The organism is Stenotrophomonas rhizophila (genome assembly GCF_007667275.1).
In the GTDB taxonomy this organism is placed as follows: Bacteria; Pseudomonadota; Gammaproteobacteria; order Xanthomonadales; family Xanthomonadaceae; genus Stenotrophomonas; species Stenotrophomonas maltophilia_AE.
Window position 1 is genome coordinate 251,633 of sequence record NZ_VDQT01000001.1, and the last position, 19,425, is coordinate 271,057.

The window sequence follows — 19,425 nt, forward strand, 5'->3', positions numbered from 1 at the left end:
TCAGGCCGGCTCGGTGAAGCTGGGCTCGGCCGGCTCGACCACGTCGGGGTCGCGCTCCCAGCCTTCGTTCTCCAGCTTGATGTGCTGGATCGCAACCGCGTTGGCATTGGCGTCCAGGTCGGGCAGCGCCTGGTACTCGGACACCCAGCAGCGGAACAGGCGATAGGCAATCGCCAGCTGGCCGGCTTCGTTGTAGACCTCGATGATCAGGTCCTTGCGAAAATCCTTGAGCGAGGTTTCCGAACCCAGCCCGGAGCCGAAGTTCCACACCTTGTTCGCCCACTGCTCGAACTCCTTGTCGTGGGTCACGCCGCGCTCCAGCGTGATCGGTTCGGACTTGCTGCGGCCGGGCGACTTGCGGCTGATGCTCGGGTCGCCGCCCTCGCGGTGTTCCACCACCTCGGTGCTGCGCTTGAGCGCGCCCACCTTGCTGATGCCGGCCACATATTTGTTGTCCCACTTGACGCGGAACTTGAAGTTCTTGTACGGATCGAAACGCTGCGTATTGACGGTGAACTGGGCCATGGACGTGCTCCGGTGAAGAGTGGGATCAGGTCTCGATCGCGCCGGCGATCTGCTGCAGCTTCAGCACCACGAACTCGGCCGGCTTGAGTGGCGCGAATCCCACCAGGACGTTCACCACGCCCAGGTTGATGTCGTTCTGCGTGGTGGTGTCTTTGTCGCAGCGCACGAAATAGGCGTCGCGCGGCGAGCTGCCCTGGAACGCGCCCTGGCGGAACAGGTTGTGCATGAACGCGCCGACATTGAGCCGCACCTGCGCCCACAGCGGTTCGTCGTTGGGTTCGAACACCACCCACTTCAGGCCGCGGAACAGGCTTTCCTCGATGAAAAGCGCGGTCCGCCGCACCGGGATGTACTTGTACTCGTCGGCCAGCTGGTCGGCGCCGCGCAGCGTCCGCGCACCCCAGACGACGCGGCCGCTGGCCGGCATTGCGCGCAGGCAGTTGATGCCGCGCTGGTTGAGTTCACCATTCTCCGCATCGGTAAGCGGCACCGACAGCTGCGGAACTCCCACCAGGCCCGCATCCAGCCCGGCCGGCGCCTTCCACACACCGCGCTGGGTGTCGGTCCGCGCGAACACCCCGGCCACCGCGCCACACGCCGCGAAGGTCTCGATCGCGTTGTTGCGCAGCAGGTTGGGTTTGCGCAGCCGGGGGAAGAACAGGGCGGCATTGCGGCTGCGCGGATCGGCGAACTCGTCCAGCCCGTCCAGCGCATCGGCCTTGGTGTCCCAGGTACTCGGCGAGTCGATCACGTGGAACGCACGCCGCTGCTCGCAGTACGCGGTAGCCGCCGCCAGCACGATGGGCTCGGCATCGAAGTTCACACCGTCATTGCTGCGGTATGGCGGAATGCACAGCAGGTTGAACAGGTCGGCCTGCTCCAGCGCATACAGGCCGCGTTTCTGGATCAGGCCAAGTTCGGGCAGGAAGTCGGTTGCGGCCAGCGCGCCGCCATCGCTGGCGCGGCGGTCGGCCTCGTCGTACGCCACCTGCAGCGCCGCACGCGCGGTGTCCATGGCCTGCTTGAGCGTTGTCGTGTCGACGCCGTCGCGCACGCCCTTGTCGAAGGCCAGCTTGGCGTCCGCCACCGCGCCCTCGGCGGCGCTGACCTCGTCCACGCCATCCTCCACCGTGGCCGGCAGGGCGCCCTGCACACGGACCAGGTTGGATTCGGAGAGCAGCACCCGGTCCACGCGGCGCGCGCTCTCCACCACCGTGAGGTTGAAGTAGGTCTCGCTGCCGCCGCCAGGCGAGGCATCGCGCACGGTCAGGTTGAGCAGGTCGCCAGGCGCCACGCCCAATGCGAGCGCCACTTCCGCATTGCCCGACAGCGCGACAATGGCGCGGAGCTTTCCGCCCCAGCGCCCCTCGTTGGCCGCCTGCAGCGACAGCCCGCCCACCTCCAGCGGCGCGCGCGACGGCGCGGCGGCCGTGGCCCCGGCAGCAAGCGCGGACTCCTTGGTGGCCCCTGCAGCCGCCGACGCAGCGGTGATCGTATCGGCCACGGCCTTGGCCGCAGACAGCTCGGGTTCCTCGGTGAAGGTTGCCGCCTTGGTGCTGGCATTGGCCACCACCGTGGACAGGTCAGCGCCACCGCCTGCGGCCGCCAGCACCTCCGCCGCGGCCGCCTCGGCATCGGCGCGGTCGGCGTCGCTGGCGTAGCTGGGGTGGAACAGGCGCACGATCACCGCCTGGCCGCCACCGTTGAGGAAGAAGTCGTGCACGGCATACCCCAGCTGGCTGCCCAGCCAGAGCCCACCGAACGTACGCTCGAAGTCGCCGAAACCATTGATTGTCACCGCTTCGTTCACCGGGCCACGCAGCGCCCGGCCGACAAATGCGGTGACCGACGTCGCCACGCCGGTGATGGTGCGCACGCCACTGGGAATCTCCTCTACATAGACGCCGGGATAGCTGAGGGCAACAGGCATTTCGGTTCTCCTTGGACTCGGTCAGTGCAGGTCACGGGTCTGATCGGTGGTGCGGGGCGCGCGCAACGCATACAGAAACTGTCCGTCCGGAAGCGTGCGGACCTGCAGCCGGCCACCTTCGGCAAGCGCAGCCAGCACCGCCTCGATGCGGTCGCTTTCGCGGCTGTACCGTTGTTGCGGCAGCCACCACCGAACGATGCCGTGCAGCGTGTCGGCGGCTCCGGGATGCGCGCGGAGATACGCCAGCACTGCGTCAGCAACCTCCTTGTCCGGATCTTCTCCGTGCGGCGCGTGCTCGCTCATGTGCGGCATCCCGGTGCTTTCCGGGCAAGGGTCGCAACATCCATGCCAGCGGCGCTCCCGGCCCGGGAACGCCAGCTGGCGAGGGATCCGCAGTGAGGGGAGGGGATGGAGCGCGGCTGGATCGGGTGATTGCGCACCCACGGGTAATGCAACCGGGTGCGCCTGCACCCGGCGATCAGTCGTGATCGTGCCGCCCGAGCCCGTGGCGCTTGAGCATCTTCCCGAGATGCCGGCGTTCGGTGTTGGCCGCAACGGCGGCCCGGCTGATGTTGTAGCCGGTACGGGCCATGAGCTGGGTCAGGTAGTCGTGCTCGAAGCGCTCCACCGCCTGCTGCTTGGCTTCCGCCATCGAAAGCAGGTCGTCACGGCATGTACCCGGCAGTACTGCCAGCGACGCCCCTGGCTCGGCAAACAGCGCTTTCGCCGCCAGCGCCAGTTCCGCGGGCCCGATCCGGCCCGCACTGGCGTGCATGCACGCGCGCAGCGTAACGTTCTCGAGCTCGCGTACGTTGCCAGGCCAGTCGTGGCGGGACAGCGCCTGCAGGGCCTGCTCGGTCCACTCGCAGGCGGCAAGGCCGAAGCGTGCGGTCAGCTCGGTCAGCAGATGCACGGCCAACCCTTCCAGATCGCCACCACGCTCGCGCAGCGGCGGCAGCGTCAGCTGCAGCGCACTGAGACGGTAATACAGATCGCGACGGAAGTGACCGTGTTCAATCGCCGACAGCAACGCACAGTTGGTGGCCGCCAGCACGCGCACATCGGCAATGCGCACCGAGCGCTCGCCGACAACACGGAACTCGCCGCTCTGCAGGAAGCGCAACAACGTTGTCTGCGCCCGCGCGGAGAGCGAATCGATCTCGTCCAAGAACAGCGTGCCACCGCTGGCGAACGCCACCAGCCCCTGCTCGCTGCTGCGCGCATCGGTGAAGGCGCCACGCCGGTGGCCGAACAGCTCGGTCTCCAGCAGGGTGTCGGTCAGCGCACCGCAGTTGACCGGCACGAACGGCTTGTCACGCCGCGGGCTGGCGTAGTGCAACTGGCGTGCCACCAGCTCCTTGCCCGTACCGGTTTCCCCCTCGATCAGCACCGATGCATCGCAGCGCGAATAGCAGTCGATGAGATCCTTCAGCTCCCGCATCGCCGCGGAGTCCCCGACCAGCACCGGCGTTTCATTGGCACCCTGAGTCGCACTGTCCATAGCACTTGATTCCGAAGTAGACCTCTCTGGATGCATTGCGCTGCAGGTGACGGGGATCCTGGTCGGAACCAGGCGCGGATGCAGGAGGCAGAAATTGAGGCGGTATCAAATGGCACGCAGAAGCAGGCAACAACCGGACAGCCGCCGCTGTTCAGCATCTGCCCGACACATCGGAGTGTGGCGCACATCACAGTTTCCCCGCGCGCCGATCCGTTTAACAAATCTAACTCCGCCCGCCGATCGAGCGCCCACCTCCACATCCCAACCCAATTCATTTCACCGGTGCGGCCAACAGGCACCGGCCGTACAACCGACGGCCGGCCCGATAAAAAGGGCAGGAGGCCAACAACACTGCCCCCGCCCGTGCCCAGTTACTTGGGCATCAACACGCCATCAATCACGTGCACCACGCCGTTGGACTGCCCCACGTCCGCGGTCGTCACAGCGGCCTTGCCGCCCTTGGCATCAACGACCCATACCTTGCCCTCGGAGAGCTTGACCGTAAGCTTCTCGCCTTCAACGGTAGTCAGCATGCTGGATTCACCGCCTTTCTTGGCCGCCGCCGTGAGCTGCGCCGCGGTGTGCGTGCCGGGAACCACGTGGTAGGTCAGGACCTGGGTCAACTTCGCCTTGTTTTCCGGCTTCAGCAGCGTATCAACCGTGCCTTTGGGCAACTTCGCGAAGGCATCGTTGGTAGGTGCGAACACGGTAAACGGCCCCGTCCCGGACAAGGTGTCGACCAGCCCAGCCGCCTTGACGGCCGCAACCAGCGTGGAGAGATTCTTTGCAGCCGACGCATTCTCGACAATGGTCTTGGTGGGGTACATGGCCGCGCCGCCCACGGTCGGATTGGTGGCAGCCGACACGCTGGCGGTTGCAAGAGCTGCTGCGATGCACGAAGCGATAGCGAGACGCCGAATGGAGTTGTACATGGGTAGGTCCTCTGATCTTGGCGCACAACGTTGTGCCTCTATACCTACGCAGCGAGGCGGCGTTCGGATGCAGTCTGTTACTCATCGCGAACGCCTCGAAAGCAAACGCGTTCAGCAGGGGATTCACGGCGATTTCACGGCAGCCTAGAATGGGGCAAGCCCAGGCCGGGCTGAGTCCTCCATATTCAGCGAGTTCCGGAATGCCGTGGATTGACCTGCGCAGCGACACCGTCACCCAGCCCACCCCCGCGATGCGCCAGGCCATGGCCACCGCCGAAGTGGGGGATGACGTCTATCAGGACGATCCCACCGTCATCCAGCTCGAGCGCCTCGCTGCCGACATGCTGGGAAAGGAAGATGCCCTGTTCGTGCCAACGGGCGTGTTCGGCAACCAGCTGGCCGTATTCACCCATTGCCGCCGCGGCGATGAAGTGATCGCTGGCGATGACTCGCACCTGGTCTGGCACGAAAACGGCGCAGCGGCGGTGATCAGCGGCGTGCAGCTGCGCACGATCGCCAGCAGGCAGGGGCTATTGGTACCCAGTGAGATCGAGTCACGTATCCGGGTGGGGGAGGACATCCATATTCCCCGCACCGGGTTGATCTGCCTGGAGAACGCGCACGGCAACGGCCGCGTGATCCCGCTGGCCACGATGGAGGCCACTGCGGCCATCGCCCGGAAGCACGGCGTTCCCATCCACCTGGACGGTGCACGCGTGTTCAATGCCGCCACCTACCTGGGGTGCGACGTAAAGGCCATCACCCAGCATGTAGACACGGTGATGTGCTGCCTCTCCAAGGGCCTGGCCGCCCCCGTCGGCTCGATCCTCGCGGGGCCGGCCGCCTTCATCAAGCGCGCCCGCTACAACCGGAAGCTGCTGGGAGGAGGGTGGCGGCAAGCGGGCGTCATTGCCGCGCCGGGCATTCTCGCACTCACCGAGATGACGCAGCGGCTGGATGTGGATCACGACAATGCAACGTATCTGGCGCAGCAGTTGGCCGAGGTGCCGGGCATCGAGGTCGACATGGAAGACGTCCACATCAATATGGTGTGGTTCGCGCTGCCCGATGGGGTGGACGTGCCTCGCCTGATGCATGCATTGGAAGCGGCAGGGATACGAGCCAACGGGGCCTACGGCGGAAAGATGCGACTGGTGACCCATTGGCAGATCGATCGGGAAGCCATCGACAGGACCGTCTCCGTGATCCGGACCGCAGTGACGGTTTGATCCAACGACTCACGGGGCGAGGACCAGCGCGCTACATCGGGTACGAACCGGCATGCGCCGTCGGTTGCGAACTGGCACGCTCCATTGGGCACGAACCGGCATGCGCCATGGTGTGCCTACCGGCCTTCTCCATCGGTTACGAACCGGCATGCGTCATCGGTAGGGTCGGTCGCAAGACGACCGCCCTGAAACCAACAACACCCGGTAACGCATGACCCCAAACGGAGAAGTGCGTACCACCACCCCAGCCTCCGCCGCACTTCCCCGCGACATTTCCACGACACCCCCCCGCCATCCTCGCCGCTGACGCATCGAGGATCGCTCCAGCAATGAAACGAAACCGGATTGCCCTCGCGGGGGGCTTCTGCTTGGCCGCTGTACTCATCGGCGCCGCATGGGTAGGCACTGACGAGGATCACGCACCGGCCGCCTCGTCGCCCACGCCGGTGATGTCCGTGCGACTCGTGCGACCGCTGGTCACCCGGCTGCCGCTGCGTGTGCCGGCCACGGGCAGCGTTGCCGCCTGGGAGGAAGCCAGCATCGGCGCCGAAGCCGACGGCCTGCGCCTGACTGCGGTGCAGGTCAACGTAGGCGACCGGGTACAGCGCGGCCAGGTGTTGGCGCGCTTCACTCCGGAGCTCATCCAGGCCGAGTTGGCCGAGGCCACTGCCGCAGTAGCACTGGCGGACGCCGAAGCGAAAGAAGCCGCCGCCAACCTGCAGCGCGCCCAGGTGCTGGACGCGTCGGGCGCGATCGCGCGGCAACAGTTCAACCAGTACCAGGCCGTGGCACTGACCACCCGGGCGCGCCTGGATTCGGCCCAGGCAGCGGCCAACAAGGCGCGGCTGCGGCTGCTGCAGACCCACGTGCGGGCGCCCAGCGACGGGGTGATCAGTGCGCGCACGGCCACCGTCGGCGCGGTGGTGCCCGCAGGCCAGGAGCTGTTCCGGCTGATCCGCGATGGAAGGCTGGAGTGGCGCGCGGTGGTGGCATCCACTGACCTGCGCGCCCTGGAACCTGGCCAGATGGCCGTCATCAACATGGCGGGAGCGGGTCCCGTGGAGGGGCGCGTACGCATGCTGGGTCCCGTGATTGATGCAGCCACGCGCAGCGGGCTCGTCTACGTGGACCTGCCCGCCGGGGTGCCGCTGCGTGCAGGTGCCTTCGTACAGGGCCACGTTGCCGTAGGCAGCGTAAGCATGCCGACCCTGCCACAGAGCGCGGTGCTGCTTCGCGACGGCTTCCACCATGTAATGCAGGTCGGCCAGGACGGCAAGGTGCGTACCCGCCGGGTAGAGGTGGGCCGGCGCAGCGATGACCGGGTGGAAGTCGTGTCTGGCCTGGGCGCTGACGATGCCGTGGTGGCGTCTGGCCTCGGCTTCCTCGACGACGGCGACCAGGTGCAGGTGATCAGCGTGGCGGCAGCCGCCAAGGCAGGTCGCCCATGAACCTCAACGTGTCGGGCTGGTCCATCCGCAACCCGGTGGCGGTGACGCTGTTGTTCGTCACGCTGGCACTGGCCGGCGCGTTCGGCTTCGCAGCAATGAAGGTGCAGAACTTCCCGGATATCGACTTTCCCATCATCACCGTCACCGCGACACTGCCCGGCGCATCACCCGCACAACTGGAAAATGATGTCGCGCGCAGGATCGAGGATGCGCTGGCAAACCGCCAGGGCATCAAGCACATCACGACAACGCTGAGCGACAGCGTGGCGACCATCAGCGCCGAGTTTCATATCGGCAAGCCTGTCCAGGAAGCAATGGACGGTGTGCGCGACGCAGTGGCAAGCGTGCGCGCGGATCTGCCCGCCGACCTGCAGGACCCGGTGGTGCAGAAGGTGGAACTGGCCAGTCAGCCGGTGGTGACCTATGCACTGAGCTCCAATACGCTGGACATGGAAGCGCTGTCCTGGTTCGTGGACAACCAGGTAAGTCGGCGCCTGCTGGGCGAGAGCGGCGTGGGTGCTGTTTCGCGGGTGGGCGGGGAGGACAGGGAAGTGCGGGTCGCGCTGGACCCGGACCGGCTGCTGGCGTTGAACGCTACCGCTGCGGAGATCTCAGAGCAATTGCGCCAACTGCAGTTGGAAGCCTCGGGCGGGCGCGTGGCGCTTGGGAACGCGGAACAGTCGGTACGCACCTTGGCAACGGTGGAGTCAGCCGAGCGCATCGCCGACATGGACGTCGTGCTTGCGGATGGCCGCCGCATCCGGCTGGCTGACGTAGCGGAGGTGTCCGACACCACCGCCGAACCGCGGACCGCAGCCCGAATGGACGGCTGGCCGGTGGTGTCGTTCGATGTGCTGCGTGCGCGCGGCGCCAGCGAGCTGGAAGTCGCCAACGCCGCCGAGGTCGTGGTCGAAGGGCTGCGCCACGAATTCCCACAGATCCAGTTCGAACGGGCGGTGGACTACGTAGCCCCGGTTGCGGACAACTACCACGGCTCCATGATGCTGCTGCTGGAAGGGGCGGTGCTGGCAGTGATCGTGGTGTTCTGCTTCCTGCGCGACTGGCGCGCGACGCTCATCGCCGCCGTTGCGTTGCCACTCTCGGCCATTCCCACCTTTGCGGTGATGCACCTGATGGGCTTCTCGCTCAACACGGTCTCGCTGCTTTCGCTGTCGCTGATTGTTGGCGTGCTTGTCGACGATGCCATCGTGGAGATCGAGAACATCGAACGCCACCTGCTGATTGGGAAGACGCCGTTCCGCGCCGCCGACGAGGCGGCCAGCGAGATTGGCCTGGCGGTGATTGCCACCACTCTTACGCTGGTTGCGGTGTTCCTGCCCACCTCGCTCATGGGCGGCGTGGTAGGGCAGTACTTCGTGCAGTTCGGCTGGACCGCAGCCATCGCCGTGCTGTTCTCCCTGCTGGTCGCGCGCATGCTGACCCCGACCATGGCGGCCTACCTGTTGAAGGCACCCGCCCGGCGGCACAAAGCGCCGCGTTGGGTGCTGCGCTATCTGCAGGCGGTGCGTGCGTGCATCCGGCGCCCGCTGCTGACGCTGTCCGTTGCGTCAGCGCTGGTCGCCCTGGGCGTACTGACAGCCGCGCAGCTGCCCGGCGAATTCATGCCGCCCGATGACGGCAACCAGGTGCAGGTGAGCCTGACCCTGCCGCCCGGCAGCACCCTTGCCGAGACGCTTGAACTGGCCGAGTCCGCCCGCGCCATTGTTGCGCGCAGTCCGTTCGTTGCGTCGATCCATACCGCGGTGGGCGCTGCCGGCGGTGGGTCAGGCGACCCTGATGAGGCCGCACCGACGGCCAGCGTGGGTACCGCCGTGCTGACCGCCAACCTGGTGGCGCGCGACGAACGCAGTGGCTTCACCCGGTCCACCATCGAAGGGCAGCTGCGCACGCAGCTTCACCAGGTAGCGGGCGCGAGGGTCAGCGTGGGCAGCGACAGCGAAGGTCTGGAGCTGGTGCTGGGCGGGGACGATGGCGACCGCCTCGCCAGCCATGCGCGCCGGGTGGAACAAGAGCTGCGCAGCATTCCGGGCATCGGCGCGGTGGTGTCATCCGCCGCCCTGGTGCGGCCCGAACTGGTAGTCCGCCCCGACTTCGCCCGCGCTGCCGACCTCGGGGTTACCTCCAGCGCCATCGCCGACACCCTGCGCATCGCCACGTTGGGCGACTACGTCCAGCGCCTGTCGAAATTGAACCTGAGCGAGCGCCAGGTCCCCGTTGTAGTGCGCCTGGCCGACAGCGGTCGCAGCGACCTGGACACGCTACGTCGCCTACCGGTGCCCGGGGCACGCGGCCCGGTGCCGCTGGAGAGTGTGGCCGACCTGTCCCTGTCGACCGGCCCCGCAGAGCTGACGCGGCATGACCGACAACGCAACATCAGCCTGAAGGTGGCACTCAATGGCCTGCCGCTTGGGCAGGTGGAAAGCGCTGCGATGCGCCTGCCCAGCCTGGCAACGCTGCCGAAGGCCATCAGCGTCGCCCCCGCCGGGGACGCCGAGGCGATGGGCGAGCTGGTACTGGGGTTCGGGCTGGCGATGGGCGCCGGCGTGCTATGCGTGTACATGGTGCTGGTGCTGCTGCTGAAGGATTTCGCGCAACCGCTGACGGTGCTGTTGGCGCTGTGCCTGTCCATACCCGGCGCATTCCTGGCGCTGCTCGTGGCCGGCCAGAGCCTGTCGATGCCTTCGATGATCGGGCTGATCATGCTGATGGGCATCACCACCAAGAACGCGATCCTGCTGGTGGACTACATCGTCATCGCCCGGCGCGAGCTGGGCATGAATCGCCACCGCGCCGTGGTGGATGCCTGCCGCAAACGCGCGCGCCCGATCGTGATGACCACCATCGCGATGGGAGCCGGGATGTTGCCGGTGGCGTTGGGGCTGGGCGCAGACCCCAGCTTCCGTGCACCGATGGCCATCGTGGTGATCGGCGGCCTGGTGACCTCCACCGTGCTGTGCCTGCTGGTGATACCCGTGGCCTACAGCGTGATGGACGACCTGGTGCAGGCCCTGCAACGGCGCTGGTTTGCCCGCCCGCGCGACAGCGCGCCTGCATCCCGGGAGGCAAACGCATGAACCTGGTCACGCTCTCAATGGCTGCGCTGCTGGCCTATGTGGCCGCCTGCATCGTGTACGTCTACCGGTTCCGTGGTCGCCAACGCTACGCCAGCTTCTCCCAGTACCTGCGCAAGAGCTGGCCCGTATTCGCGCCGCTGAACTGCCTGCTGTACATGGCAACCGCACCCTCGGCGCGGCAGCCGGTGCTGGAGCCGCACTACATCGAGGGTATCCACCGCCTGCGCCGCAACTGGCGACGAATCCGTGACGAGGCCATGCAGCTGCACGCCTCGGGCGCCTTCGAGGCCGCATCCGCGCCGGGGTCGGCCGGCCACCATGATGTCGGCTTCCGAACCTTCTACAAGCGCGGTTGGCGCAAGTTCTACCTGATGTGGTACGCCGGCCCGCACCGTTCGGCGCAGCGCCTCTGCCCAACCACCGTTCGCTTGCTGGACGGCATCCCCGGGGTGCGCGCCGCCATGTTCTCGGTACTGCCTCCCGGCAGCGAGCTGAGCCTGCATTCGGACCCATTGGCCTGCTCGCTGCGCTATCACCTCGGGCTGGACACACCGGGTACGGCCGACTGCTATATCTGCGTCGATGGCAATGCCGTGACATGGCGCAATGGCGAGGATTTCGTGTTCGACGAAACCTATCCGCACTACGCCCGCAACGACAGCGACGCCCTCCGGGTGATCCTGATGTGCGACGTGGAGCGGCCGATGAACCTGCTGGGGCGCACGTTCAATCGCATGTACGCCGGGTTGGCGTGGGCCATGACCGTACCCAATACGGCAGAGGACAGGCAGGGCCCCATCAGCTGGCTGTTCGCACGCCTCGCACCGCTGCGCGAACGTGGGTTGCGGCTGAAGCGCACGCATCGGCCGGTGTACACGGGACTGAAGGTCCTGCTCAACACCAGCCTGCTGTTGCTGGTTCTTGCGGCTGTGGGTGGCGTGCTAGAGTTTCTCTCGCGGCTTTTCAACCAGGTGGGGATGCCATGAGCAGGGGGGCGCTTTCGATCCTGATCATCGAAGACAACGCGCAGCTGGCCGCCAACCTGTACGACTTCCTCGAGGCCTGCGGGCATACCCTGGACGCCGCACCGGACGGGCTTTCCGGCCTGCACCTGGCCTCGTCCAAGGACTACGACGCGATCGTGCTGGACTGGAACCTCCCGCGGCTGGATGGCCTGACGGTGCTGCGGCGGCTGCGCGGCGAAGCCAGGAAGCAGGTGCCGGTCATCATGCTGACCGCGCGCGACCAGGTGGCCGACAAGATCGATGGCTTTGAAGCCGGACTCGACGACTACCTGGTGAAGCCCGTCGCGCTGCCCGAGATCGAAGTGCGGCTGCGCTCGCTGGTGGCTCGCCGCCGCAATGCCGGCGCCGCCGACAATGTTCTTCGGGTGGGCGACCTGAGCTTCGACCTGGGCACGCTGAAGGCGCAGCGGGCGGGCAGGGCGATCACCCTCACCCGGACCGGTCGCCGCCTGCTGGAACTGCTCATGCGCGAAAGCCCGCAGGTGGTGACCCGGGCCAAACTGGAACGCGTGGCCTGGGGCGAAGCCTCCCCAGAAACCGACCTGCTGCGCTCGCATATGTACGTGTTGCGCCGGGCGCTTGAACAGGACGCGGAAACGCCGCTGCTGCATACCGTGGCCGGTTCCGGCTACCGGCTGAGCGCAAGTGGATAGGGCGCTGCGCCGGCGCGGCGTGCACTGGTGGACCAGCGTGGCCCTGATCCTGATCGGTCTGCTGGTGCTGTTGGCCATCGCAGTGCAGAGCTTCAGTGGCCAGCTGCTGATGGAAGGTCGCTATTGGGCCGACCTTACGCGTGCGATCTCCAACGACCACGCCGAACGGGTGCGCCAAGGCCGCGCCGGGGAACTGCCACGCGAAGGGCTGGTCCGCTCCTGGTACCTGCCGGGCGGCGTAGCGCCGCCGGACCTGCCGCGCCCGCTGGCCAACCTGTCGGCGGGAAACTACAGCTCCGAGGCCTCGCTGCTGGATGATGCGGTGAACCTTGAAGCGGGCACGACCTATCACGCGGTAGTAGCGGATCTTCCCCGCGGCAGGCTGGTGACGCTGGTGGACATCGAGCCCCTGGAGCAGCAGCAGAACCGCTACGCGCGCCTGAGCCTGCTCTGGATAGTGTGCTTCGCCGCGGTGATTGGCGGTTTCATCGCCTGGCTGCATGCCAACCTGGTGCGACCGGTACGTGACCTGGCCGCGCGCATGCAGGCCATCGACCCCAGCGAAACCGGCGCGCGCCTGCCGACCGACTACCAGCGCGAAGAAATCCAGGTCATCGCGCAGGCCAGCAACGCGCACCTGGACCGGGTAGCGCAGTTCATCCAGCGCGAGCGCAGCCTGCTCGACCAGGCCAGTCACGAATTCCGCACGCCTATCGCCGTGATTGCCGGCGCCGCAGACGTGCTGCGCCAGTTGCCGCTGCCGGATACCTCGCAGCCGGCGTTGGCGCGGATCGAACACGCCGTGGAAGACCTTTCCGAAACGATGGTGGCGCTGCTGTACCTGGCACGCGAAGCGCCACCGGATGACGAGGTCACGGATGTAACCGCCCTGCATGACTTCCTGCCCCACGTGGCACGCGACCACGAACACCTGTTGCGCGGCAAGGACGCAGCACTGCACTGCGGCGCGCTGGAGCCCACGTTCATCGCCGCACCGGAGGCAATGATCCGCATTGCGGTGAGCAACCTGGTCCGCAACGCGATCGAGAACACCGAGGTGGGCCTGGTGGAGATCACCCTGGCGCAGGGCAGGGTGACCGTCACCGATTCAGGCAGTGGCTTCAACCCGGTAGAGGCAGCGCGGCGCTACCGCGACAGCCTGCGTCAGGCCGTGCCCGCGCGCGGGCAGGGGCTGGGACTGTTCCTGATCGGCCGCATCTGCGACCGCTTCCGCTGGACGCTCGACATCGACTCCGGTACCCACGGCACCCGCGCAACGCTGGATGTCTCAGCCAGCGTAGTGGAAGTTCCGTAACAGCCCGCCCACGACATTCCGCCGACATCGCCACTTCATCCTCACCTGGAACCGACCCGCACCGCGCGGGTCTCCTTCCCGATGAGGTCTGTCGTCTTATGTTCAAGTTCATTTGGCCCTTGCTGGCTTGCGGTTTGTCGTCCACTGCCTTGGCGCAGGAGGGGCCTGGCGGTGATCCGGGTGAGCAGGGTCCACCGCGATGGGGGCTGGGGATTGCGGCCATGGTGAGCGATAGCCCCTACGCGGGCGAAGGGACCAAGGTAATGCCCATCCCACTGGTCACCTACCACGGCGAGCGGTTCTACCTGGAAGGGCTGAGCGCCGGCTGGGTGGTTGCAAAAGGCGATTCCTTCGAGCTGGCCGCGGTGGCCAAAGGGCGCATGGACGGGTTCGATGTAAAGGACCTCGGGCGCTCTGAGCTGGCAGGCAACGGCATGGATTACCGCCTGCTTGAAGACCGCGACATGGGCCTGGACCTGGGGGCGAAGTTCAAATGGAGCGACGGCAATAGTGAGCTGGAAGTCGAACTGCTCGCCGACGCCACCGACACCAGTGGCGGCCAGGAATTCTCGCTGCAATACGGCTATGGGTTCGACGTGGGAATGGGCCGTATCACTCCCAACGTCGGGGTCACGTGGCAGTCCAAAGACATGGCCAACTATTACTACGGCACCCTGAAGGAAGAAGTGGCGCGCGGCGTGGTGGATTACAAACCCGGCGCGGTGACCATCCCACACGTGGGCGTTGGCTACTTCCGGCCCCTGGGTGAGAAGTGGATGCTGCTGGGCTTTGCCCAGTACAAGCTGCTGCCGGACAAGATCACCGACAGCCCGCTCATCGAGCGTGACACGAACGGCAGCGCCTCCGTGTTCGTGGGCTTCTCGCGCGGCTTCTGAGGCTCACGCGAAGCCCCATTGCCCGCTGGCCAACGCAGATCGCGACATGGCTGGCGGGACCTGGCAGCACCTAGCTGCATTCCGCTTCCATGCGCGGGGTCACCCCGTGTTGCCACGCTCACTCCGCATCCAATCTCAACCTACGAGACAATTTTCGAACATAATTGCCCCTGCAGCCCGGTTACCCGGTCTGCGTTGACACAATGGAGTGTTTCAGGAACAGGGGGCGTGACAATGGATAGGAACGACGCGCAGAACGCGCAGTTGGATGGAGAAGGCCTGCCCGAAGGGCAGAGGAACCAGGATGGCGCGCAGGCGCACCCGACCGACGGGGCGGATTCACCCGCGATGGACCACCAGGTTGAACTGGCGCAGGTAGCACTGGACATCCAGCAGCGCCAGCCCGGCAACGACGTCGAAGGGCAGGACCCGCAGTGGCTCGCAGAGGCACTCTGGCAGCACATCGGACAGGAGGGCGAAGGCACCAGCTACAGCCGCGAGAAGGCTCACCGCGATGCGGTAGCGGCAACTGCCACGGTAATCGGATTCCGTGCCGCCAAGCAGAGTGCTGCCCAGTACCAGGCGACCGGCGGCGGCATCCGCAACTGGTTTGCCGAAGCACTTGCACGGGTTTCCCAGGCCAACAGTGCAGATGGTACGGGCAGGTACTCGGGCCGTATCGACACCGAGCTGGAAAAGGCAACGGCCCACGCCCGCGACACCATTACCTGCAAGGATGGCTCGATCAATCAGAGCGAGCACCTGCACGGGCACATCGCCGAGCAGCACCACACAGATACCTTCAACATCGATGCGGCCACCCAGGATTCCGGCGTTCGCGCCGAGCGCCTGGAATCGCTCAAGCCGAATTCGGCAGATATCCGCGTTGCCGATGGGAACGACACCGTCGACTACCAATCCAAGTACGGGCGTACCGCGGAGAATTCGGAACAGGCCTTCAAGGATGGCGACTACGGCAGCCAGGAACGTCTGGTGCCGGCAGGGCAGGAAGGCCAGGTGGAGCGGGGTACCGACCGGGTAAGCCACGATGGCGTGGAATCGGAGCCGCTGTCCCACGAAGAAGCTAAACAAAGGCAGGAACAGGCGCAGGAAGAAGGCCGCTCCCATGAATACAGCTGGGACGACGTCGACCTGTTCACGCTCAGCAAGCAGGTCGCCAGGCAGGCCCTGCTGGCGGCGGCGCTGGCGGTGGCCGTGCAGGGCGTGCGCATCGGCGGTCGCCGCGCCTGGAATGCATGGCGCGGTAACGAGAACCCCAGCTTGAAGGAAGACTGGGACGAGTTCTGCGATTCCGCGCTGCGCAGCGGCGTACAGTCTGGTGTGACAGTCGCCCTGGTTGGCGCAGTCGTGGTGGCCGCGAGGAAGGGCTGGCTGGGAACCTCGCTGCAAGGCGCCGACGCCAGTTTGATCGCCATGGCGGCCTGCGTGGCGGTGGAGAATGCCCGCGTGCTTTACAAGCTCAGTCGGGAGGAATGCACCTTGGCCGAAGCCTCCGCAGAGCTGCTGGAAACCAACTTCGTCACCATTGCGACCTTGGCCGGCAGTTATGCAGGTTCTTCGCTGGGCTTTGCCATCGGCACCGTGTTCGGCGGTGTCGGCGTACCGATCTGCGCCTTCGTTGGGAGCTTCATCGGCGGCACCCTGGCATCGTTCGCGGCCAATGCCGTGGTCAAGGTCACTCCGCGCCTGGTCAACTACCTGGTCGACTGCGCCACGCCGATCGGCGCCAAGGCCCGCGATGCCACCTCGAACGCACTGTACGCCCTGGCTGATTCGGTACGTGGCGTGGCACGCTGGGTGGGCGCATGATCCGCTCGGCGCTGGATTCGCGCCAGCGTTTCCTGGATGACATGCAGCGGGCCCTGCGTGGTGGCCATCCCGGCGTGGTGGTGACCACGCGCGAGAACGGGCGACTGGACGCCCTGCTGGCCGAGCTCGCCGGCACGCTGGGGCTGAAGCTGATCGAGTGGAACAGCGCTTTTGGCGAGGTCGATTCCCGCAGCAAGCTACCGCGGCTCGAGGTGGATGAGGCCCTGCCCGACCTGCGTGAGGCGTTGCGGGAACAGATGGCGACCACCCTGACGGGCCGCCTGATCGTCGTGGCCGACGCCGGCATGGCGTTGGTGTCGCATCCGCGTGCGGTGCCGGCCATGGGGCAGATGCTGCAGCGGTTGGCACGACAGGCGCCCGGGCGCTCGCTGGTAGTCCTGGTCACGCCGGATGGTGAACTTCCGCAGGCCGGCCAGCTGCCGGTGCTGCCGCAGGTGCGCCTGCATGCCCCCGGCGAAGAGGAGATTGCTCGCCTGGTGACGGACGAGCTGGCACGGCATGGCAAGGCTGCGGACGAGTCCTTGGCCGCGCCGCTGCGCCAAGCCTGCATGGGGCTGGGTGAAGACTCGGTACGGGCACTGCTCAGCCAGGCCGCGCTGGACGAACCGCGCGAAGCTCGCCAGGTACTGCGGGATGTCAACCGTGAGAAGGCCGCGCTGATCGCCGGCAGCAGCCCGCTGCAGGTGGTGACCCCCTCTGAAGAGACTGCCACCATCGGTGGCCTGGAGCAGCTGCGGGGTTGGCTCAAGCAACGCGGCGAGGTCTTCGCCGACCGCACCGGCGCGGCGAAGCAGCGTGTTCGCCTGCCCAAGGGCGTGCTTATCGCGGGCATGCCCGGCTGCGGCAAGTCCCTCACCGCCAAACTGACCGCCAGGGAGTTCAACCTGCCGCTGCTGAAGCTGGACGTGGGCCGCCTGATGGGCCGCTACGTAGGCGACAGCGAAGCCAACATGCGTAGCGCCTTGGCTACAGCCGAAGGCATGAGCCCCTGCATCCTGTGGATGGACGAGCTTGAAAAGGCGTTCTCCGGCCTGGGTACCAACCAGGCCTCCGAGGTATCCACCCGCCTGGTGGGCTATCTCCTGACCTGGATGCAGGAAAACACTCAGCCAGTGTTCGTGGTGGCCACCGCCAACGATGTGACCAAGCTGCCGCCGGAGTTGCTCCGCAAGGGACGCTTCGACGAAGTGTTCTACGTTGATTTCCCCAACCAGGGCGAGCGCAGGGCGATCCTGGACATCCACCTTGGCGTGGAAGAAGACGTCATCAGCGGCGTCGAGCGCGATGCGCTGTGCAAGCAGATGCGTGATTTCAGCGGCGCTGACATCGAAATGGCTGTGAGCGAGGCCAGGCTGCAGGCGTTCATCGCCAAGGAGCCACTGGCCACGCACCACATCCAGATGGCCGTGCACGAAACGGTACCGCTCGGGCAGACGCTGGCCGAACAGATCCAGAAGTCCCAGGAGAAGTTCTCCACCCTGAAGCTGCGCCCTGCATCCGAGCCCGCTGCCGATGGCATGACCCTGGTCCGGCTGCGGGAAATGGCCGGTGGCAACGAGAAACAGCGCATCCAGGCCGGTGGTCACGGTGATGCGCCGAACGACGTGCTGGAGAAGCTGGGCAAGGACGAAAACGAGGCCGTGGTACTGGCAGTGCTTCGGCACCCGCACTGCCCGCAGAAGGTGCTGAGCTACTGGCTCGAAATGGACACCGCCAACAAGGTGTTCAAGCCCGCGCTGTTCGAGGCGGCCGCGCTGCACATGGACGCACCCTCGGAGCTGCTGGCAGAACTTGTACGCTCCAAGGACAGCCCTGTGGACACCAAGCTGGCTATGCAGCTGCACGCACTCCCGCACTGCCCCGGTGCGGTGCTGGAAGCACTGATGGACCTGCGCAAGGACGAGTCCTGGCAGGGGGCCATCCTTCGACATGCAAACTGCCCACACACGTTGCTCAAAAAATTCGCCGCTTCGGCGGACGTGAAGCTGCGTGCAGCCGCGGCCAGCCATGCCTCGCTTCCCGACGCCACGCGTGCAACGCTGCTGAAGAGCGACGATGTGTTCGTGCTGGCTGCGTTGTCTACGAACATCGGCTGCAGCATGGAAGAGCGCGAGTTCTGCCTGGACCTGGTCAATGCCCACGGAGTGTTGCGTGACGGCAAGGCGAGCCAGGCGCTGGAGAAGGTGCTGCACCAGCCTGAACCCATGCATGAGCGTGTCCAGGCGCTGCTTGCCAGGTCCACCGACGCGAGCGTGCTGCGCAAGCTTGCCGAGCGCCGCGACCTGGGCCGCGACCTGCAGGTCCAGCTGGCCGGCAATCCGGAGCTGATGGATGTACTGGCACGGAACACGGCGCTGGATCCCATGGCACAGGAGAGGCTGCTCACCGGTGACACGCTCGACGCCACTGCGGGCGGCGCAGTGGTGTCGCAACTCATCGGGACCACGGCCGGCATTGTTGCGAGTATGGCGTACTCCACTCTTGTTCAGCAGCTCCGACCCAGGGAAACGACGAAGGCCGCGCGGCTGCTTGCATCCAACCCGGCGCTGGATGCCCGGCTCATCGAAAAGGTCGCCAGGCTCGGGGACGAGGAGACGCGCTGCGTACTTGCCGCCCGGTCGTCGCTGCCGGTTGCGTGGGCGCGATGGCTGGTCGAGAACAAGCCTGCACGTAAGACCCTCAAGGCGTTGGCAGGGAATGCAGCGGTTGCCGGGAGCCTTCCTGAGAGCTTCGCCGAGGCGGCAGTCACCTGGTGCAATGGCGTGGACCGGCTGGAGATGATAGAAGCCGGGGTACTTTCCAAGGCTGTCATCCAGAGCTTGTCCAGCTCCATCGGGGACGCCGACGTGCAGGAAGTGCTGACCGAGTTCGCACGCTGGGAGGGGTTGCTGAAGACCGAGCCGGCCGAGGGCGATGTCGAGGCACAGAAGGGCAGGGACCGTGCTCGGCTGCTGCGGACACTGCGCGACCGTGCGTATGTCCTCGCGCAGGGGAACGCCGCGCTTTCAGGCAAGGCGTAACCGCG

Annotated in this window: 14 protein-coding genes; 9 read left to right on the forward strand and 5 right to left on the reverse strand. The window is 66.3% G+C overall.

Features of this window, described 5'->3' with window-relative positions:
- The 5 genes from FSZ13_RS01055 to FSZ13_RS01075 all read right to left on the reverse strand — a co-directional run bounded on the left by FSZ13_RS01055 (position 1) and on the right by FSZ13_RS01075 (position 4,888).
- Positions 1 to 525, reverse strand: a complete 525-nt coding sequence (locus FSZ13_RS01055) for a phage tail protein (protein WP_145477590.1) — start codon at positions 523 to 525, stop codon at positions 1 to 3.
- 25 nt (positions 526 to 550) lie between these two features.
- Positions 551 to 2,455, reverse strand: coding sequence for a phage tail sheath family protein (locus tag FSZ13_RS18665; protein WP_145477591.1), 1,905 nt, complete (start codon positions 2,453 to 2,455; stop codon positions 551 to 553).
- Between the two features lie 21 nt (positions 2,456 to 2,476).
- Positions 2,477 to 2,758: a hypothetical protein gene (locus FSZ13_RS01065; RefSeq protein ID WP_145477592.1), complete on the reverse strand. Its 282-nt coding sequence runs from the start codon at positions 2,756 to 2,758 to the stop codon at positions 2,477 to 2,479.
- Between the two features lie 175 nt (positions 2,759 to 2,933).
- Complete coding sequence (locus tag FSZ13_RS01070) at positions 2,934 to 3,956, reverse strand: sigma 54-interacting transcriptional regulator (RefSeq protein WP_145477593.1); 1,023 nt, start codon at positions 3,954 to 3,956, stop codon at positions 2,934 to 2,936.
- A 371-nt stretch (positions 3,957 to 4,327) separates the two neighbouring features.
- The gene (locus tag FSZ13_RS01075) at positions 4,328 to 4,888 is read right to left on the reverse strand and encodes a fasciclin domain-containing protein (protein ID WP_145477594.1); all 561 of its coding nucleotides are present in this window, start codon (positions 4,886 to 4,888) and stop codon (positions 4,328 to 4,330) included.
- 200 nt (positions 4,889 to 5,088) lie between these two features.
- Between FSZ13_RS01075 and ltaE the strand changes: the two genes are divergently transcribed.
- The 9 genes from ltaE (at position 5,089) to FSZ13_RS01120 (ending at position 19,420) form a co-directional block, all read left to right on the forward strand.
- Positions 5,089 to 6,117 (forward strand): low-specificity L-threonine aldolase, encoded by a 1,029-nt coding sequence (gene ltaE, locus FSZ13_RS01080; protein WP_145477595.1) that lies wholly within the window; start codon positions 5,089 to 5,091, stop codon positions 6,115 to 6,117.
- 455 nt (positions 6,118 to 6,572) lie between these two features.
- Positions 6,573 to 7,565: an efflux RND transporter periplasmic adaptor subunit gene (locus FSZ13_RS01085; protein WP_222116581.1), complete on the forward strand. Its 993-nt coding sequence runs from the start codon at positions 6,573 to 6,575 to the stop codon at positions 7,563 to 7,565.
- A complete protein-coding gene (locus tag FSZ13_RS01090; RefSeq protein ID WP_145477597.1) occupies positions 7,562 to 10,660 on the forward strand; it encodes an efflux RND transporter permease subunit in 3,099 nt (1,032 codons plus the stop codon). Before FSZ13_RS01085 ends, FSZ13_RS01090 begins: the two co-directional genes overlap by 4 nt.
- On the forward strand, positions 10,657 to 11,646 hold the full coding sequence (locus FSZ13_RS01095; RefSeq protein ID WP_186308813.1) for an aspartyl/asparaginyl beta-hydroxylase domain-containing protein: 990 nt from the start codon (positions 10,657 to 10,659) through the stop codon (positions 11,644 to 11,646). The genes FSZ13_RS01090 and FSZ13_RS01095 overlap by 4 nt, the downstream gene beginning before the upstream one ends.
- The gene (locus tag FSZ13_RS01100; protein WP_145477598.1) at positions 11,643 to 12,338 is read left to right on the forward strand and encodes a response regulator transcription factor; all 696 of its coding nucleotides are present in this window, start codon (positions 11,643 to 11,645) and stop codon (positions 12,336 to 12,338) included. Before FSZ13_RS01095 ends, FSZ13_RS01100 begins: the two co-directional genes overlap by 4 nt.
- Before the next feature lie 37 nt (positions 12,339 to 12,375).
- Positions 12,376 to 13,653, forward strand: coding sequence for a sensor histidine kinase (locus tag FSZ13_RS01105; RefSeq protein ID WP_145477599.1), 1,278 nt, complete (start codon positions 12,376 to 12,378; stop codon positions 13,651 to 13,653).
- Positions 13,654 to 13,751: 98 nt separating this feature from the next.
- Complete coding sequence (locus FSZ13_RS01110; RefSeq protein ID WP_145477600.1) at positions 13,752 to 14,549, forward strand: MipA/OmpV family protein; 798 nt, start codon at positions 13,752 to 13,754, stop codon at positions 14,547 to 14,549.
- A gap of 228 nt (positions 14,550 to 14,777) precedes the next feature.
- Positions 14,778 to 16,379 carry a hypothetical protein gene (locus FSZ13_RS01115; RefSeq protein ID WP_145477601.1) on the forward strand — a complete coding sequence of 534 codons (1,602 nt, stop codon included), beginning with the start codon at positions 14,778 to 14,780 and terminating at the stop codon, positions 16,377 to 16,379.
- Positions 16,376 to 19,420, forward strand: a complete 3,045-nt coding sequence (locus tag FSZ13_RS01120; RefSeq protein ID WP_145477602.1) for an AAA family ATPase — start codon at positions 16,376 to 16,378, stop codon at positions 19,418 to 19,420. The genes FSZ13_RS01115 and FSZ13_RS01120 overlap by 4 nt, the downstream gene beginning before the upstream one ends.
- Positions 19,421 to 19,425 lie beyond the last annotated feature (5 nt).

Coding starts and splice junctions, on each gene's coding strand:
- FSZ13_RS01055 (WP_145477590.1), bottom strand. CDS start 525: ATGGCCCAGTTCACCGTCAATACGCAGCGTTTCGATCCGTACAAGAAC.
- FSZ13_RS18665 (WP_145477591.1), bottom strand. CDS start 2,455: ATGCCTGTTGCCCTCAGCTATCCCGGCGTCTATGTAGAGGAGATTCCC.
- FSZ13_RS01065 (WP_145477592.1), bottom strand. CDS start 2,758: ATGAGCGAGCACGCGCCGCACGGAGAAGATCCGGACAAGGAGGTTGCT.
- FSZ13_RS01070 (WP_145477593.1), bottom strand. CDS start 3,956: ATGGACAGTGCGACTCAGGGTGCCAATGAAACGCCGGTGCTGGTCGGG.
- FSZ13_RS01075 (WP_145477594.1), bottom strand. CDS start 4,888: ATGTACAACTCCATTCGGCGTCTCGCTATCGCTTCGTGCATCGCAGCA.
- ltaE (WP_145477595.1), top strand. CDS start 5,089: ATGCCGTGGATTGACCTGCGCAGCGACACCGTCACCCAGCCCACCCCC.
- FSZ13_RS01090 (WP_145477597.1), top strand. CDS start 7,562: ATGAACCTCAACGTGTCGGGCTGGTCCATCCGCAACCCGGTGGCGGTG.
- FSZ13_RS01095 (WP_186308813.1), top strand. CDS start 10,657: ATGAACCTGGTCACGCTCTCAATGGCTGCGCTGCTGGCCTATGTGGCC.
- FSZ13_RS01100 (WP_145477598.1), top strand. CDS start 11,643: ATGAGCAGGGGGGCGCTTTCGATCCTGATCATCGAAGACAACGCGCAG.
- FSZ13_RS01110 (WP_145477600.1), top strand. CDS start 13,752: ATGTTCAAGTTCATTTGGCCCTTGCTGGCTTGCGGTTTGTCGTCCACT.
- FSZ13_RS01120 (WP_145477602.1), top strand. CDS start 16,376: ATGATCCGCTCGGCGCTGGATTCGCGCCAGCGTTTCCTGGATGACATG.